The sequence below is a fragment of the Mannheimia granulomatis genome (genome assembly GCF_011455695.1).
Lineage (GTDB): Bacteria > Pseudomonadota > Gammaproteobacteria > Enterobacterales > Pasteurellaceae > Mannheimia > Mannheimia granulomatis_A.
This window is the reverse complement of the sequence record NZ_CP015030.1, coordinates 1,717,226-1,734,185: the sequence shown is the minus strand read 5'-3', so window position 1 is coordinate 1,734,185 and position 16,960 is coordinate 1,717,226. Positions and strand designations below refer to the sequence as shown.

Below are 16,960 nucleotides of genomic sequence, written 5' to 3'. Positions count from 1 at the left end.
CAAAAAAAACGCCGTATTTTGTGGGGGAATACGGCGTAAAGAGTTGGAGTGATTACCTATTATTTTTTGAAGTGAGCTAATGATAATAATTATCATATAAGAAGTCAACAACTTTTTGAGAATTATTATCAACAAAATAAAAAACCTCCAAAAGTATATCTTTCAGAGGTCTAATTTTATTTAGCGAATGGCTACATATTGGCGATATATTTTAACATTACGCCTGCAGCAATCGCTGAGCCGATCACTCCTGCTACGTTTGGTCCCATAGCGTGCATCAATAAGAAGTTCTGCTTGTCATATTCTTGACCAACTTTATTTGATACACGAGCAGCCATTGGTACAGCGGAAACACCAGCAGAGCCAATAAGCGGATTGATTTTATTTTTACTAAAGCGATTCATTATTTTCGCCATAATCACACCGCTTGCAGTTCCGATTCCAAATGCAATTACACCCAGTACTAAAATACCTAAGGTTTGTGGTTGGAGGAATTTATCTGCTACTAATTTTGCCCCGACTGATAAGCCAAGGAAAATCGTCACGATATTAATTAGTGCATTTTGGGCGGTGTCGTTTAAGCGTTCTACTACACCACTGGTACGTAACAAGTTTCCAAAACAGAACATTCCAAGTAGCGGTGCTGCATCAGGTAATAGCAGCGCAACAAGGAGAAGTAAGACAATCGGGAAGATAATTTTTTCACGATTGCTGACATTGCGTAGCTGTGTCATTCTGATTTTACGTTCTTGTTCCGTTGTCAATGCTTTCATAATAGGCGGTTGGATAAGAGGAACTAATGCCATATAAGAATAAGCGGCAACGGCAATTGCACCTAATAATTCCGGGGCCAATTTGCTTGCGAGATAAATTGCTGTTGGGCCATCAGCCCCTCCAATAATCCCAATTGCTGCTGCTTGTGGCAGACTAAAATCAATAATACCAAGCCAGTTTAATCCTAATGCTCCCAATACGGTAGCAAAAATCCCAAACTGTGCGGCAGCACCGAGGAGTAGCATACGAGGGTTTGCCAATAAAGGTCCGAAGTCTGTCATTGCTCCTACACCCATAAAGATGATTAAAGGTGCAACGCCATAGCCAATTGCTACTTTATAGAATAATGCCAACACACCTGCGGTATAACCCATATCACCGGCTATTACTTCAAGTTCATTTTGCACTGATGGGGCAGCAAGTGCAATGGCGTCTTTGAGAGCGTGAACATCAAGGCTTGTGCTATTTACTTTCGCAGCAATAATCGCAAGTTGTTCCGCTTGACCGCTGTGCAGTAGATTATCTAATGCTGTCATTGCCATTCCGGCTTCCGGAATATTGGACATCAAACCACCAAAACCGATAGGTACAAGTAAAAGCGGCTCGAATTTTCGGGCAATAGCAAGCCAGAGCAAAAGCACGCTTATCGCAATCATTACAGCTTGCCCAAACTCAAGATGTACTATTCCCATTCCTTTAAATAGAGCAATAATACCGTCCATATATCACTCCTATGCAATACTCATTAAGGTATCATTCACAGCAACCACATCGCCTTGTTTGACATTGATGCCTTGGATAGTACCTGATTTTGCAGCACAAATTTGAGTTTCCATTTTCATCGCTTCGAGAATCAGTAGAACATCGCCTTCAGCTACTTGCTGACCTTCTTTCACTTCAACTTTGAGAATGTTCCCTGCCATTGGGGCATTTACAGGCTCGGCATTTGCAGATTTTTCTGAAGAATTGACCGCTTGTGGAGCCGGTGCAGCCGTAGTTGGTGTGATATTGGTAATATCTCCCCCCTCACTTACTTTCACTACAAAGGCTTTGCCCTCAAGTTCAACTGTATAAACTGCAGCTCCCGATGGAGCTTGCGCTTTAGGTGCTGCTGATGGAGTAGCTTTGGCATCATCAGCACTTGGTACAGGTTCAAAAGCAGATGGATTGTTGCGGTTTTCCAAATATTTCCAACCAACTTGTTGGAATAGTGCCACAATCAGAACATCATCAATAGTATTTTCAGAGAGCGTGATATTTTTTTCTTTTGCTTGAGCAGTCACATCCTCCACTAATTTATTCAGTTCCGGTGGAATATGATCTGCTGGGCGGTCGGTAATTGGCTTCGCTCCCTCAAGCACTCTTTCTTGTAATGCTGCATTTACTGGAGCAGGCGTGCGACCATATTCTCCTTTTAGAATACCTGCGGTTTCTTTAGCAATTGTTTTATAGCGTTCGCCCATCAATACATTCATTACTGCCTGCGTACCTACAATTTGAGAAGTTGGTGTCACTAATGGGATATTGCCTAAATCTTCACGCACTCGTGGAATTTCTTGTAGCACGAGATCAAGCTTGTCGGTAGCGTTTTGTTGTTTGAGTTGGCTTTCAAGATTGGTGAGCATACCGCCTGGCACCTGTGCGACTAAAATACGGCTGTCGATGCCACGTAATTGCCCTTCAAATTTCGCATATTTTTTCCGAACATTACGGAAGTAAGCAGCAATTTTTTCCAATTCCGGAATGTTCAAGCCTGTGTCATACGGTGTTCCTTGTAATGTCGCAACGATAGATTCGGTAGCAGGGTGGCCGTAAGTGCCTGACATTGAAGAAATGGACGTATCAACCCCATCTACACCGGCTTCAATTGCTTTTAATAACGCCATTTCCGCCATACCTGTGGTTGAGTGGCAATGTAAATGAAGTTCTACATCGTAGCGTTTTTTGATTTCGCTCACTAATTCGTAGGCGGCCATTGGGGTTAAAATGCCGGACATATCTTTGATGACCAAGGAATCTACGCCGATTTCTAATAATTGTTCTGTTACTTCTAACCAAGTTTGTAAAGTGTGTACAGGGCTTGTGGTGTAACTTAATGTACCTTGTGCGTGTCCGCCATGTTTTTTAACCGCTTGTAATGCTGCTTGCATATTACGTGGATCATTTAAGGCATCGAAAACACGGAAAACATCCATACCGTTTTTAACACAACGCTCTACAAATTTATCTACTACATCATCGGCATAATGGCGGTAGCCTAAGAGGTTTTGTCCTCGTAATAACATTTGTAGCGGTGTATTCGGAATTGCTTTTTTTAGCTCTCGTAAACGCACCCAAGGATCTTCGCCTAAAAAACGAATGCAACTATCAAAAGTTGCACCTCCCCAAGCTTCTAACGACCAATAGCCGATTTTATCAAGTTCTGCGGCAATCGGTAACATATCGTCTAAACGTAATCGAGTTGCAAACAAAGATTGGTGAGCATCACGTAAGACGACATCAGTAATAGCAATTTTTTTTGGTTGAGTTGTCATAATGAAATTCCTTCTAATATATTTGTTTGAATTTTCGCATTAATTCTGTCCTTTCACTCGGCGATGATGAGCAATAGCCGCTGCAATTACCGGGCGTAATGCTTCTAAATCATCAGCAGGTGGAGATAATTTGGGGGGAGTATTAGGAATAGGATCGGGAAAATATCGGTTAATCAGAGTAGATATGAAGCTAATAGCATAAATCAGAACCAGCAGAAATAGCATTACAAATCCCATCCCTGCAAACATAAGATTTAGCCCTTCACCAAAGAGTTCTGCATTTGTCATAGCGATTCCTTAATTTAATAACTTATCAAGTTTAATGAAAAATAAAAAAATTTGGCTGGAATTTCAAATGCTTTAGTGCATAAATGATGACTGGATCACAAATTATTTTTACAAGCGGTTGAATTTTACAAATTTTTTACCAAATTTAACCGCTTGATAACTTGCAACTGGAAATATCATTACTCACTCGGCTCACGTTTTCTTAAAAAAGTAGCGAATCTTGGTTTACCGGATTCTGTTAAGCCTCTGTATTTGTATGTGATGATTGACCCAATGGGGGGAGGATTTTCCCGATCTTTATCTTTAAAACCGGAGCCGATACGAAAGTGTCCTCGATGATTTTCACAGCTTATGGCCCCGAGCTTGTTGGCATATTTACCTTTTCCTTTATAGTGAGCGGTAACGGTACATTCTTCATCTAATACAGGCTTAATTTTTAGAATTTGGGCAGAACGCCCCTGAATGTAATGAGCTTTAGGATTACGAACCACGGCACCTTCACCACCTTTAGTTAAAATAGATTGATAAAATTGCTCAAGATGAGCTTTATCTTGAATTGGAATCTGCTCAATTATTTCAATATATGGAGTTGGGTGCTGGTTCAAATAGTGCTTTAATGAATTTAGCCGTTCAAATAAATCTCCACTCGCATTAGGTACATCAAAAACGTGCAATTTTAACTTATACCAGCCTTTAGGCTCAGTAGAGCGCACAATACTTGAAATTTCCTCGAATTTTCCTCGGTCGCTAAAGAGTTCACCATCAATTGCAAAGGGCGGGAAATTTTTTACAAAATAATCGGGCGGATTAAGTGGATAACCCTGGCGGCTAATAAGCTGTTTACCGTCCCAAAAGCCTCGTACGCCATCTAGTTTTTCGCTCATCACCCATCCCTCAATATCCTGATCTTTATATTGACCGAGTAACATTAAGTCTAATGATTTTGCGAAAAGAGTAGAGCTAAAACAAAATAGTAATAAGAGAAGTTTTTTCATAGTGCCTCCAAATATTGAAGGCACTATAACGGAAAGCAAAAAGTCGGTCAGAATTTAACACAAAATTTTCGAAGCAGATCGCAAAAATTTCTTCAAAACTGACCGCTTGTAGCGGTTAACGCACGCTTTGAATCAGAGCAGAAATATCTTCACTAAACACTTCTAAATTTGCCATTTCTTCAATTTGTGCGTAACTGTATTTTTTAGCGTTATAAACCACAACAATACTAATATCACCTACTTGCAAGAAATTGCTCTCGCCAAAAGGCGTATAGCGGGTTGCTCCAATACTGATAATCGCCTTAGTCGGATAGTCCGATTGTTTAAGCATTTCAGCGATATTGTTCATAGGTCCTTCATCAGTCTGATTATTCATTCGATCTACAATCCAATCCAACAATTTTTGATGAAAATAGCTATATTCCACCGCCGGGCTATCAATGCCATAAGCATTCAACACGCCGTTACGCTTATGGAAGCAAGCGATATTATAGTGATCTAAAGTGCCTTCCTCACTAAAAGTATCCAAAGGTAAGTGTGTTAAAGAAATCCCTTTAGAAGAGGCTCCCCAGTTTTTCTTTTCACAGATTTTATGAGCATTTGGACGGCGGATTGAGCAATCGTTATAGGCAGCAAAATGGGTGGGATGTAAGCTTACAACCTTATTGGCTTGATATTCAATATCGCAAATTAAAGCGATTTCCGGCTCAATTTGCAGATTATCTGCATCTTGTGGAAAATTAATTGCATCGCTTGAAAGTGGGTAAGTTGCTAAGAACTGATAATTTCCTAGATTATCAGACGGTACATAAAACGGAAAAATTGCTTTTGGCTGGATAGCTTCCACTGTTTTCACTTTCATGAAATCAGCCGCCTCGCCTGCTTGCTCCAAATGCCCGGCAAAATTGCCGGCAACGCCTAAGCCGATAAAGTGTTGAGTAGTCATAGATAATCTCCTGTTATTGTAATTGAACAGCTAATTATTGATTATAGTATCTTTATAAATAAGTATAAAACGAATAGTGATTAATATATAAATTAATCAACTTGTTGAAAAGATCAACAAGCGGTAATATTTTTCAATTTTTTTACAATTTTTGCTTGCGTTCGTTTTATTTTTCCCTATAATACGCACCACACAACGACGCGCTGTTGTGAACGGTTTGTTTAGATTGCAGTGCGTCGTTTTATTTTGTTCTTTAAAAATTTATCAGACAATCTGTGTGGGCACTTGTTGATTGACTTGATTTAAAAATATTTTTTTAATTTTGAAGTCTTAATAGGTGCTTAACTAGAAATTCATTTTCTCTTTAAATTAACTTTTTAAGTTAGTTTGAGAGTGCGATTTTTATGTCAGTACATATTGAGCGATTAAACTTTTTGAATTGAAGAGTTTGATCATGGCTCAGATTGAACGCTGGCGGCAGGCTTAACACATGCAAGTCGAACGGTAGCACAAGGGAGCTTGCTCCCTGGGTGACGAGTGGCGGACGGGTGAGTAATGCTTGGGAATCTGGCTTATGGAGGGGGATAACTACTGGAAACGGTAGCTAATACCGCGTAATGTCTGTGGACTAAAGGGTGGGACCATTTGGCCACCTGCCATAAGATGAGCCCAAGTGGGATTAGGTAGTTGGTGAGGTAAAGGCTCACCAAGCCCGCGATCTCTAGCTGGTCTGAGAGGATGACCAGCCACACTGGAACTGAGACACGGTCCAGACTCCTACGGGAGGCAGCAGTGGGGAATATTGCACAATGGGGGGAACCCTGATGCAGCCATGCCGCGTGAATGAAGAAGGCCTTCGGGTTGTAAAGTTCTTTCGGTAGCGAGGAAGGTGATTGTTTTAATAGAACAATCAATTGACGTTAACTACAGAAGAAGCACCGGCTAACTCCGTGCCAGCAGCCGCGGTAATACGGGGGGTGCGAGCGTTAATCGGAATAACTGGGCGTAAAGGGCACGCAGGCGGACTTTTAAGTGAGGTGTGAAATCCCCGGGCTTAACCTGGGAATTGCATTTCAGACTGGGAGTCTAGAGTACTTTAGGGAGGGGTAGAATTCCACGTGTAGCGGTGAAATGCGTAGAGATGTGGAGGAATACCGAAGGCGAAGGCAGCCCCTTGGGAATGTACTGACGCTCATGTGCGAAAGCGTGGGGAGCAAACAGGATTAGATACCCTGGTAGTCCACGCCGTAAACGCTGTCGATTTGGGGATTGGGGTTTAACTCTGGTGCCCGTAGCTAACGTGATAAATCGACCGCCTGGGGAGTACGGCCGCAAGGTTAAAACTCAAATGAATTGACGGGGGCCCGCACAAGCGGTGGAGCATGTGGTTTAATTCGATGCAACGCGAAGAACCTTACCTACTCTTGACATCCAAAGAAGCTTGCAGAGATGCGAGTGTGCCTTCGGGAACTTTGAGACAGGTGCTGCATGGCTGTCGTCAGCTCGTGTTGTGAAATGTTGGGTTAAGTCCCGCAACGAGCGCAACCCTTATCCTTTGTTGCCAGCGATTCGGTCGGGAACTCAAAGGAGACTGCCGGTGATAAACCGGAGGAAGGTGGGGATGACGTCAAGTCATCATGGCCCTTACGAGTAGGGCTACACACGTGCTACAATGGCGTATACAGAGGGCGGCGACCCAGCGATGGTGAGCGAATCTCAGAAAGTACGTCTAAGTCCGGATTGGAGTCTGCAACTCGACTCCATGAAGTCGGAATCGCTAGTAATCGCAAATCAGAATGTTGCGGTGAATACGTTCCCGGGCCTTGTACACACCGCCCGTCACACCATGGGAGTGGGTTGTACCAGAAGTAGATAGCTTAACCGCAAGGGGGGCGTTTACCACGGTATGATTCATGACTGGGGTGAAGTCGTAACAAGGTAACCGTAGGGGAACCTGCGGTTGGATCACCTCCTTACCAAAAATCAAGGGCGAAGCTAAGCGAGAGCGAAGTGGAGCTGTAACGACAGCAAGTGTTCACACAGATTGTTTGATAGATAAGCGCAGGACAAGAGATGAATGAAAGTTAGGCATTCAAGCGGTCATAATCTTGCAAGATATGGCAAAAGTAGCTAGAATGTTTAACCCAAAATGGCAAAGCGGAAAGCATCTTTAAATGTTGTCCCCATCGTCTAGAGGCCTAGGACATCGCCCTTTCACGGCGGTAACCGGGGTTCGAATCCCCGTGGGGACGCCATTTAAAGATGATTTTTATTGTCTTAATGTTCTTTAAAAATTGAGAAACAAGCTGAAAAACTGAGAGATTTTCGAAAGAAAGTCTGAGTAGTTGAAGTCTTGAGTGAACAAAAGCACTCAAGCAAGTTGTTAATTTAGCAACCGAGAAAAAAACATTTGAGGTTGTATAGTTAAGTGACTAAGCGCACAAGGTGGATGCCTTGGCAATCAGAGGCGAAGAAGGACGTGCTAATCTGCGAAAAGCTTGGATGAGTCGATAAGAGGCGTTTAATCCAAGATGTCCGAATGGGGAAACCCAGTAGGTGAAGAACCTACTATCATTTACTGAATACATAGGTAAATGAGGCAAACCGGGAGAACTGAAACATCTAAGTACCCCGAGGAAAAGAAATCAACCGAGATTTCGTTAGTAGCGGCGAGCGAACGCGAAAGAGCCAGTTAGTGATAGCAGTTTTGTTAGAGGAATGAGCTGGGAAGCTCAACCACAGAGGGTGATAGTCCCGTACTCGAAAACATTATTGTGGTACTAGGCTAACAACAAGTAGGGCGGGACACGTGATATCCTGTTTGAAGATGGGGGGACCATCCTCCAAGGCTAAATACTCCTGATTGACCGATAGTGAACCAGTACTGTGAAGGAAAGGCGAAAAGAACCCCGGCGAGGGGAGTGAAATAGAACCTGAAACCTTGTGCGTACAAGCAGTGGGAGCAGACTTGTTCTGTGACTGCGTACCTTTTGTATAATGGGTCAGCGACTTATATTTTGTAGCAAGGTTAACTGAATAAGGGAGCCGTAGGGAAACCGAGTCTTAACTGGGCGTTTGAGTTGCAAGGTATAGACCCGAAACCCGGTGATCTAGCCATGGGCAGGTTGAAGATTGGGTAACACTAATTGGAGGACCGAACCGACTAATGTTGAAAAATTAGCGGATGACTTGTGGCTGGGGGTGAAAGGCCAATCAAACCGGGAGATAGCTGGTTCTCCCCGAAATCTATTTAGGTAGAGCCTTGAGCGGACACCTTCGGGGGTAGAGCACTGTTTCGGCTAGGGGTCCATCCCGGATTACCAACCCGATGCAAACTGCGAATACCGAAGAGTGATACTCAGGAGACACACGGTGGGTGCTAACGTCCATCGTGGAGAGGGAAACAACCCAGACCGCCAGCTAAGGTCCCCAAGTACTAGTTAAGTGGGAAACGAAGTGGGAAGGCTTAGACAGCTAGGATGTTGGCTTAGAAGCAGCCATCATTTAAAGAAAGCGTAATAGCTCACTAGTCGAGTCGGCCTGCGCGGAAGATGTAACGGGGCTAAAACTAGTCACCGAAGCTGCGGCATCAGACGAAAGTCTGTTGGGTAGGGGAGCGTTCTGTAAGCGGAAGAAGGTGAATCGAGAGGTTTGCTGGACGTATCAGAAGTGCGAATGCTGACATAAGTAACGATAAAACGAGTGAAAAACTCGTTCGCCGGAAGACCAAGGGTTCCTGTCCAACGTTAATCGGGGCAGGGTGAGTCGGCCCCTAAGGCGAGGCTGAAAAGCGTAGTCGATGGGAAACGGGTTAATATTCCCGTACTTGGTGTAATTGCGATGTGGGGACGGAGAAGGTTAGGTTATCAGGGTGTTGGATATCCCTGTTTAAGCCGGTAGGTGGAGCGTTTAGGCAAATCCGGACGCTTTTAACACCGAGAAGTGATGACGAGGCTCTACGGAGCTGAAGTAACCGATACCACGCTTCCAGGAAAAGCCACTAAGCTTCAGATTACACTAAACCGTACTATAAACCGACACAGGTGGTCAGGTAGAGAATACTCAGGCGCTTGAGAGAACTCGGGTGAAGGAACTAGGCAAAATAGCACCGTAACTTCGGGAGAAGGTGCGCCGGCGTAGATTGTAGTCCCTCGCGGACGAAGGTTGAACCGGTCGAAGATACCAGCTGGCTGCAACTGTTTATTAAAAACACAGCACTCTGCAAACACGAAAGTGGACGTATAGGGTGTGATGCCTGCCCGGTGCTGGAAGGTTAATTGATGGTGTTATCGAAAGAGAAGCTCCTGATCGAAGCCCCAGTAAACGGCGGCCGTAACTATAACGGTCCTAAGGTAGCGAAATTCCTTGTCGGGTAAGTTCCGACCTGCACGAATGGCATAATGATGGCCAGGCTGTCTCCACCCGAGACTCAGTGAAATTGAAATCGCCGTGAAGATGCGGTGTACCCGCGGCTAGACGGAAAGACCCCGTGAACCTTTACTATAGCTTGACACTGAACATTGAATTTTGATGTGTAGGATAGGTGGGAGCCTTTGAAGCATGAACGCTAGTTTGTGTGGAGGCGTCCTTGAAATACCACCCTTTAACGTTTGATGTTCTAACGAAGCGCCCTAATCGGGTGTTCGGACAGTGTCTGGTGGGTAGTTTGACTGGGGCGGTCTCCTCCCAAAGAGTAACGGAGGAGCACGAAGGTTTGCTAATCACGGTCGGACATCGTGAGGTTAGTGCAATGGTATAAGCAAGCTTAACTGCGAGACAGACAAGTCGAGCAGGTGCGAAAGCAGGTCATAGTGATCCGGTGGTTCTGAATGGAAGGGCCATCGCTCAACGGATAAAAGGTACTCCGGGGATAACAGGCTGATACCGCCCAAGAGTTCATATCGACGGCGGTGTTTGGCACCTCGATGTCGGCTCATCACATCCTGGGGCTGAAGTAGGTCCCAAGGGTATGGCTGTTCGCCATTTAAAGTGGTACGCGAGCTGGGTTTAGAACGTCGTGAGACAGTTCGGTCCCTATCTGCCGTGGGCGTTGGAGAATTGATTGGGGCTGCTCCTAGTACGAGAGGACCGGAGTGGACGCACCCCTGGTGTTCCGGTTGTGTCGCCAGACGCATTGCCGGGTAGCTATGTGCGGAAGAGATAAGTGCTGAAAGCATCTAAGCACGAAACTTGCCAAGAGATGAGTTCTCCCCGACTATAAGTCGGTAAGGGTTGTTGAAGACTACGACGTAGATAGGTGTGGTGTGTAAGCGTTGCGAGACGTTGAGCTAACACATACTAATTGCCCGAGAGGCTTAACTATACAACGCTCAAGTGTTTTTAGTGAAAGGGTTGAGAAATTAACAAAACAAAACGAAAAGACGGAAATTAAGAATCAGTAACAGCTTGTTTCGAATGAAAGGCGAAAGCCGAAGAAAGTAAAGAACGAAAGAACAATTTGGAAAGACAAAGATAAAAAGAAAGACGAAGAAAGTCTGAATCATCGAAGATTTTCCTGATGTCGATAGTGCTGTGGTGCCACCTGATTCCATTCCGAACTCAGAAGTGAAACGCAGTGACGCCGATGGTAGTGTGTGGATTCCGCATGTGAGAGTAGGGCAACATCAGGGCTTAATTAGAGGACCCCGAGCTTAGCGATAGGCTTGGGGTTTTTGTTTTGGGGATGGAGATGTTTTAGGGTTTTGTAAAATTATCATGAAAATAGACCGCTTGTAGCATGGGTTACAAGCGGCTATTTCTAGCTAAAATTTTGTAAATTAGTAGTGAGATAATGTTAGGACCACTCTAAATTATAGGGTTTGATACCAATGTTTTGACTATTTAAGCATTGGTTCAGAGTTTGTATTTGATGACAAATGGTGTCGGTAATACGATTTGCTTGTGCAATTTTCTCTTCAGTGACTTTTGGATCCTTTTCATTGAATAAAATAGTATTGAGTAACCTTTCGGCATGCATACCATCTCGGCAGTAATGTAATACACCAACATCATTAAATGCTGTAGCAACAGAACTTATTTGAGTAGTAGCAATTCCTAAAGCCCCATCTTCCCCACCAAGTTCTCTAAAAAGTTGATGTTGTGGAAAGCCTCCGCAAGCGAGAAAAAAGGCTCGTCTAAATACAATATTGCCACCAGCTGTCATTTGCATATTTTGCCAAGCTAGTTCAAAATTCGGGTGTGAGCTATAGCGTTCAGGTAGATCAATCGGTTTTAGGGATAAACGAACCAGGCTGGTTTCCGGCTTGAACTCAAATATCTTTTCAGCAACTTGTAATGCTCCGTTCTCGTAAGCATCATCAGCATCTAAGAAGGCAATAAATTCTTCCTCGCTTTGTAAAGCTCCCCAATTCCGTGCTTTGGCAACCCCGCCGTTTTTCGGCATCTGTTCTACTCGAATTTTATTCGGCACTTGTGCTTGCAGATGTTGAGCGAGTGCTAGCGTATTATCAGTTGAACAGTCATCAATCAACCAAATTAGGTTTAATTCAGGTTGATTGATAGCACTTTGTACCGCTCGCAAGAGAGTTTTTTCAGCGTTGTAACATGGGATGATGACATCAATCATATAAATTTTATTCCTTGTTCACTGACTTCTAAAATTGAGGCGTAGTCTCTTTTCCAATCTCCTAATACTATGCGGGTAAAATTATGCTCTTTGTGAATTGCTTGGCGATGGGTATGTCCATGAATTAGCTGTACTGCATTAAATTTTCCCATGATATCTGCTGTAAATTGAGGATTAACATCCATAATATGGGCAGATTTGTGCTGTTTCTCTAGCTGACTTTTTGCACGAATTTTCCGGGCAATATGAATACGCCAAGCGAGTGGCAGGGATAGGAAGAGAGCTTGCCGCCATTTTTGATGTACTTTCTTACGGAATTTTTGATATTTGATATCGTCAATACAGAGAGTGTCGCCATGGCAGAGTAAGGTTTGCTTGCCAAATAGATCGAGCAATTGATAATCCGGGAGAATTTCTATCCCTGTTTGTTGGCTAAATCGTTTGCTGATTAAGAAATCACGATTTCCGCAAATAAAATAGCATTTTACACCGCTCGTAGTGAGAGTTTTAATTGCGGTTTTGACTTGTGAGATGAGTTCAGATTCCTCATCATCACCAATCCAAAAATCAAACAAATCCCCTAAAATATAAACTGCTTGTGCAAGCGGTGCTTTTTTCTGCATAAATTGCAAGAAATGTTGGGTGATTTCAGGTTGATTTTCGTTGAGATGTAGATCAGCAATAAAGTAGTAAATCATCGGCTATTTGATATTAAAAAGAAAACGGTTTAATTTTTTACAAAATTAAACCGTTTGTCAAAGGAATTAAGTAAGAGAAATTAATCTTTAAAAATACCGCGAATTAGTTGTACTGATAAGAAGAATAAAAAGGCAAGTATTGCATAAAGTACGTAGGTCATAATGGGTTTACTTACAGTTTCAGCTTCTGCCAGTGGTTTGATTGAAACGATATTTCTAAACTCATTCAGCCAGTTGATTCTCCAGCCGTAATATTTTATTTGTACACGTTGCTTTTCATTAGCGTAAGCTTGAGCTTTAGCTTGAATATCAGCAGAGCCAAATTTGAAATAAGGTGGTAAGCCCCAGCCGGTATCTTCATTACGATAGACCATCACTTTTTTCGTTTCAGGTTCTTCGGTAAATAAGAAATAGACATCGCGTACTTCACCATCGGCAGGATTAGATTTGCTGATAATGCCGTCTTTATCCATCCGGCGAACTTCCATACCGGTTACCACAGTATCTTCATAACTTGGCATAGCATAGTTTACTGCTCCACCAATGACAATAAAGAATGATAGTGAGACTAGAATTAAAAAATATTTGAGTATGGCTCTCATATTTGTTCCTTATAATTGAATTTTGAATAAGTGTTGCACATTTTCAGTTGTAATGCGAGCTAATTCTTGCGTTGATACACCTTTTAACATCGCAACATATTCACAGGTTTCCCTTACATAAGCCGGTTGGTTCGGTTTGCCACGGTATGGAATCGGTGCAAGATAAGGAGAATCTGTTTCCACTAATAGGCGCTCTAACGGCACTTTTCGTACTACATCTCTTAGCTCTTCTGCGTTTCTGAAAGTAATAATACCTGATATTGAAATATAGAAACCCAAATCTAAGGCTCTTTTTGCCATTGTCCAATCTTCAGTAAAGCAATGCAATACGCCTTTGCATTTTTCCGCTCCATTTTGTGCCAACATATCCATAGTATCTTGGCGAGCGGAGCGAGAGTGAATAATAAGTGGTTTATTTATCTTATTTGCTACCTCAATGTGTTGAATAAACAGTGATTGTTGCAAGGCTTTGGTTTCTGGAGTGTAGTGATAATCTAGCCCGGTTTCCCCAACCGCAACCACTTGTGGGTCTTGTGCAAGTTTTAGCAGCTTATCATAATCAAAGGGCTCGTCTTCCACATTTAACGGATGAACACCACAAGAAAGCGAAACCTCATTGCGGTGTGCGGTTAAATTTTTCATTGCTTCAAAACGCCCGAGAGTTGTACAAACTGAAATAAAATGATGCACGCCACGTGCTTTGGCATTTTCAATGACTTCATCCACATTCTTGTGGTGTGTTTCGTAATCTAAAGAGTCTAAGTGACAATGTGAGTCTATGATAAATAAGTTTTTCATTTTTTCCTTTTGTTGTTTTAATAGTATAAATGACTATTTTTGCCAGAATTATTCACTATATTACTCAAAAATTAAAACCAACTTTGTTAAACAATCTAGCACTATCAATTCTTGATTAACTGCATTTACTTCCGTTAAGTCACGCTGGGTTTGTTGGATAATATGATATCCTCGTAGCAAACCATGAACTGTGAGCTGCTGGCTAAAAGGGAAAATCCCGTTTTTTAAATCTGGGTTGATCCAGCTCTCGGTAATTTCCATTTTGGCTTTTAAGGCATCGCTAAAGAAACTTTCCAGCCATTCCAGTTGTTGTAAAATCAGCTCTTTTTCTTTATCAAAGGCAGTGAAAAGTAGCATGACCTCTCGATTTTTGTAGAATCGCCAGAAGGTTTGCAGAAACGTTTTACGTGCTGACAAGCGGTCATTTTCGATAAAAGTTTTGCAAATCAGTGGACGAAAATGGCAAAGACGAATTGCAATTTCTAAATCGTTTTCTGAAGTTGTTGAGCATTCCTGCTGTAGCCATTCCATTGCTTGCTTAGCTTTCGGAGGGTTAATTACCCATGTTTGGCAACGGCTTTGAATCGTGGCTAAAACGGCAGATTGCAATGGGGCTTCCAGTAGGAAATAGACATTTTTATGTGGCTCTTCCAAAGTTTTAAGCAACGCGTTGCTGGCAGCTTCGGTGAGGCGATCAACACCTTGAATATACACAACTGTATTACCACCTTGTTGGGCAAAATTTTGTAGTTTGCCAAGCAGTTCACGCACTTGATCGATACCGATATCTTTACCTTCGATAGAGGTTAAAAGATGAAAGTCGGGGTGGTTGCCATTTTGGCTTAGCAAGCAACTTTTGCACTTTAGGCAAATTTGGTTGCCTATTATCTCAGAGCAAAGCAGCCAGCTTGCGACCTCTCGAATCAGATTTTCTGTACCAAGCCCGATATCGGTTTTAAACAGTAGGGCGTGATGCCCTCTTCCTTTTAAAAAGGCGTGAGTGAGCTGGGTGTAGGTATCGGTATGCCAAGGGTATAATGTCATCATAGTATTGCAAATTTTAGGAATTTTTCGACCGCTTGTTGGATGTCGGCAGAGACTTTTTCTATTGGCTGTTCAGCATTGATGATCACCGCCTTTGGATTATTTTGAGTTAAAACTAAATAACGTTCCCGAGTGCGGTGAAAAAAATCAATATGTTGCTGTTCAATACGATCTAACGCTCCACGCCCTTTGGCACGTTCCAAACCAATGCTAGGATCAAGATCGAGATAAATGGTCAAATCCGGCTCGAAATCGCCCAAAATAGCTTTACCGATGGTTTCTACTAGCTCGGTAAGCCCACGACCCCCACCTTGATAGGCTTGGCTGGAGAGATCATGGCGGTCACCGATTACCCATTTCCCACTGGCAAGAGCCGGTTGGATTACGGTTTCGACTAGCTGCGTTCGCGCTGCATACATCATTAGCACTTCAGCTTTGTCAGTGGTGGTTTCACCATCTACTCCTTCTTTCCACAAGGTGCGGAGCGTTTCGGCAATCGGTGTGCCGCCCGGTTCGCGGGTGGTGATAAAGTCAATACCATGGGCTTTTAAGGTTTCACATACAATCTTTTGTGCGTTGCTTTTGCCTGCACCTTCAAGCCCTTCGATAGTGATAAACTTTGCGTTCATTGTTGTTTTCATTATTTTCTTTCTCGTTCGATTTTCCGCCATTCTGCCACAGAGCGATTATGTTCTTCTAATGTGCGGCTGAATTTATGCCCGCCTGTGCCATCAGCTACAAAGTAGAGGTAGGAGGTATCCGCAGGATTGGCAACTGCTTTGATAGAAGCCTCACTTGGCATGCTAATCGGGGTAGGAGGTAAGCCCTCAATGACATAGGTATTATAAGCAGTCGGCTTAGTGATATCCGAGCGATAGATTTTTTCATCATAGCAGCCACATTTACCGTAAAGAATGGTTGGATCGGTTTGTAGCAACATTTTATGGTTTAAGCGATTGATGAATACCGACGCTACTTGTGCGCGTTCGCCGGCAATACCTGTCTCTTTTTCGACAATAGAAGCTAAAATTAGCATTTCATAAGGATTTGCAAGCGGTAAATTTTCTGATCTATTTTGCCATGCTTGTTCTAACGTTGCTTTTTGCCTTTGATACGCTCGTTTCAGTAAGGCAAGATCGGTAGAATTTGGCGTATAGCTGTAAGTATCAGGTGCAATCCAGCCTTCTACTTTATCGTGAGGAATGCCAAGTAGTTCTGCAATTTCTTTTTCAGATTTATCTTTTAGCGTATGGTTTAAATAGTTGGCTTTGGCTAACTGTTCACGCCAGACTTTAAACGTTTTCCCTTCAATAAATTGCACATTTAACTGAACTTCTTTGCCTGAGCTTAAATGCGCCAATAATTCTCTAACAGTAGTTAAGCCATCCAATGAATAAGCACCTGCCTTAAATTTGCTTAGTTCCGGATATAAACGCATTAAATAGGGAAGTAGTTGGATATCTTCATGGGCAACAATGCCTTGTTGCTCTAATAAGGTTGCTAATTTTTGGCTTGAAACACCCTTCTCCAATACGAAAAGTTGGTTTGGTTGAGCGGCAATTGGGTGCTCGGCTAATGAGCTTAGCTTTTGGTAGCCGTAAAATAGCCCGCCACAAGCGATAGTGCCGGCAATACCTAATGCAATAAGAAGTTTTTTTAACATTGAAAAAGATAGAATATAAAAGTAAAAATGAA

12 protein-coding genes, 1 tRNA gene and 3 rRNA genes are annotated in these 16,960 nt (G+C 42.8%); 4 read left to right on the top strand and 12 right to left on the bottom strand.

The window, feature by feature from the left end; translation table 11 throughout:
• Nucleotides 1-191: 191 nt before the first annotated feature.
• From A4G16_RS08370 to A4G16_RS08350, 5 genes are all read right to left on the bottom strand, one after another.
• Nucleotides 192-1,496 (bottom strand): sodium ion-translocating decarboxylase subunit beta, encoded by a 1,305-nt coding sequence (locus tag A4G16_RS08370; RefSeq protein WP_165889492.1) that lies wholly within the window; start codon nucleotides 1,494-1,496, stop codon nucleotides 192-194.
• Nucleotides 1,497-1,505: 9 nt separating this feature from the next.
• On the bottom strand, nucleotides 1,506-3,308 hold the full coding sequence (gene oadA / locus A4G16_RS08365; protein WP_165889491.1) for a sodium-extruding oxaloacetate decarboxylase subunit alpha: 1,803 nt from the start codon (nucleotides 3,306-3,308) through the stop codon (nucleotides 1,506-1,508).
• Between the two features lie 39 nt (nucleotides 3,309-3,347).
• Nucleotides 3,348-3,596, bottom strand: coding sequence for an oxaloacetate decarboxylase subunit gamma (locus tag A4G16_RS08360; RefSeq protein WP_165889490.1), 249 nt, complete (start codon nucleotides 3,594-3,596; stop codon nucleotides 3,348-3,350).
• Nucleotides 3,597-3,775: 179 nt separating this feature from the next.
• On the bottom strand, nucleotides 3,776-4,591 hold the full coding sequence (locus tag A4G16_RS08355; RefSeq protein WP_165889489.1) for a DNA ligase: 816 nt from the start codon (nucleotides 4,589-4,591) through the stop codon (nucleotides 3,776-3,778).
• A gap of 115 nt (nucleotides 4,592-4,706) precedes the next feature.
• Nucleotides 4,707-5,537 (bottom strand): DUF5718 family protein, encoded by an 831-nt coding sequence (locus A4G16_RS08350; protein ID WP_165889488.1) that lies wholly within the window; start codon nucleotides 5,535-5,537, stop codon nucleotides 4,707-4,709.
• A 436-nt stretch (nucleotides 5,538-5,973) separates the two neighbouring features.
• Between A4G16_RS08350 and A4G16_RS08345 the strand changes: the two genes are divergently transcribed.
• The 4 genes from A4G16_RS08345 to rrf all read left to right on the top strand — a co-directional run bounded on the left by A4G16_RS08345 (nucleotide 5,974) and on the right by rrf (nucleotide 11,167).
• Nucleotides 5,974-7,513 (top strand): 16S ribosomal RNA (locus tag A4G16_RS08345).
• Between the two features lie 203 nt (nucleotides 7,514-7,716).
• A tRNA-Glu gene (locus A4G16_RS08340) sits at nucleotides 7,717-7,792 on the top strand.
• 167 nt (nucleotides 7,793-7,959) lie between these two features.
• Nucleotides 7,960-10,860, top strand: a 23S ribosomal RNA gene (locus tag A4G16_RS08335).
• A 191-nt stretch (nucleotides 10,861-11,051) separates the two neighbouring features.
• A 5S ribosomal RNA gene (gene rrf, locus A4G16_RS08330) occupies nucleotides 11,052-11,167 on the top strand.
• The 16S, 23S and 5S rRNA genes sit together here with 1 tRNA gene alongside, the layout of an rRNA operon.
• 164 nt (nucleotides 11,168-11,331) lie before the next feature.
• Here rrf and A4G16_RS08325 read toward each other — a convergent pair.
• The 7 genes from A4G16_RS08325 to mltG all read right to left on the bottom strand — a co-directional run bounded on the left by A4G16_RS08325 (nucleotide 11,332) and on the right by mltG (nucleotide 16,928).
• On the bottom strand, nucleotides 11,332-12,123 hold the full coding sequence (locus A4G16_RS08325; RefSeq protein WP_165889487.1) for a glycosyltransferase family 2 protein: 792 nt from the start codon (nucleotides 12,121-12,123) through the stop codon (nucleotides 11,332-11,334).
• Nucleotides 12,120-12,821, bottom strand: a complete 702-nt coding sequence (gene lpxH, locus A4G16_RS08320) for a UDP-2,3-diacylglucosamine diphosphatase (protein WP_165889486.1) — start codon at nucleotides 12,819-12,821, stop codon at nucleotides 12,120-12,122. Before lpxH ends, A4G16_RS08325 begins: the two co-directional genes overlap by 4 nt.
• A gap of 80 nt (nucleotides 12,822-12,901) precedes the next feature.
• Nucleotides 12,902-13,423 (bottom strand): DUF1523 family protein, encoded by a 522-nt coding sequence (locus A4G16_RS08315; protein ID WP_027073649.1) that lies wholly within the window; start codon nucleotides 13,421-13,423, stop codon nucleotides 12,902-12,904.
• 9 nt (nucleotides 13,424-13,432) lie between these two features.
• Nucleotides 13,433-14,221 carry a TatD family hydrolase gene (locus A4G16_RS08310; RefSeq protein WP_165889485.1) on the bottom strand — a complete coding sequence of 263 codons (789 nt, stop codon included), beginning with the start codon at nucleotides 14,219-14,221 and terminating at the stop codon, nucleotides 13,433-13,435.
• Between the two features lie 60 nt (nucleotides 14,222-14,281).
• Nucleotides 14,282-15,265: a DNA polymerase III subunit delta' gene (locus A4G16_RS08305; RefSeq protein ID WP_165889928.1), complete on the bottom strand. Its 984-nt coding sequence runs from the start codon at nucleotides 15,263-15,265 to the stop codon at nucleotides 14,282-14,284.
• The gene (gene tmk, locus A4G16_RS08300; RefSeq protein WP_165889484.1) at nucleotides 15,265-15,894 is read right to left on the bottom strand and encodes a dTMP kinase; all 630 of its coding nucleotides are present in this window, start codon (nucleotides 15,892-15,894) and stop codon (nucleotides 15,265-15,267) included. Before tmk ends, A4G16_RS08305 begins: the two co-directional genes overlap by 1 nt.
• A gap of 11 nt (nucleotides 15,895-15,905) precedes the next feature.
• Nucleotides 15,906-16,928: an endolytic transglycosylase MltG gene (mltG, locus tag A4G16_RS08295; protein ID WP_165889483.1), complete on the bottom strand. Its 1,023-nt coding sequence runs from the start codon at nucleotides 16,926-16,928 to the stop codon at nucleotides 15,906-15,908.
• Between the last annotated feature and the right edge of the window lie 32 nt (nucleotides 16,929-16,960).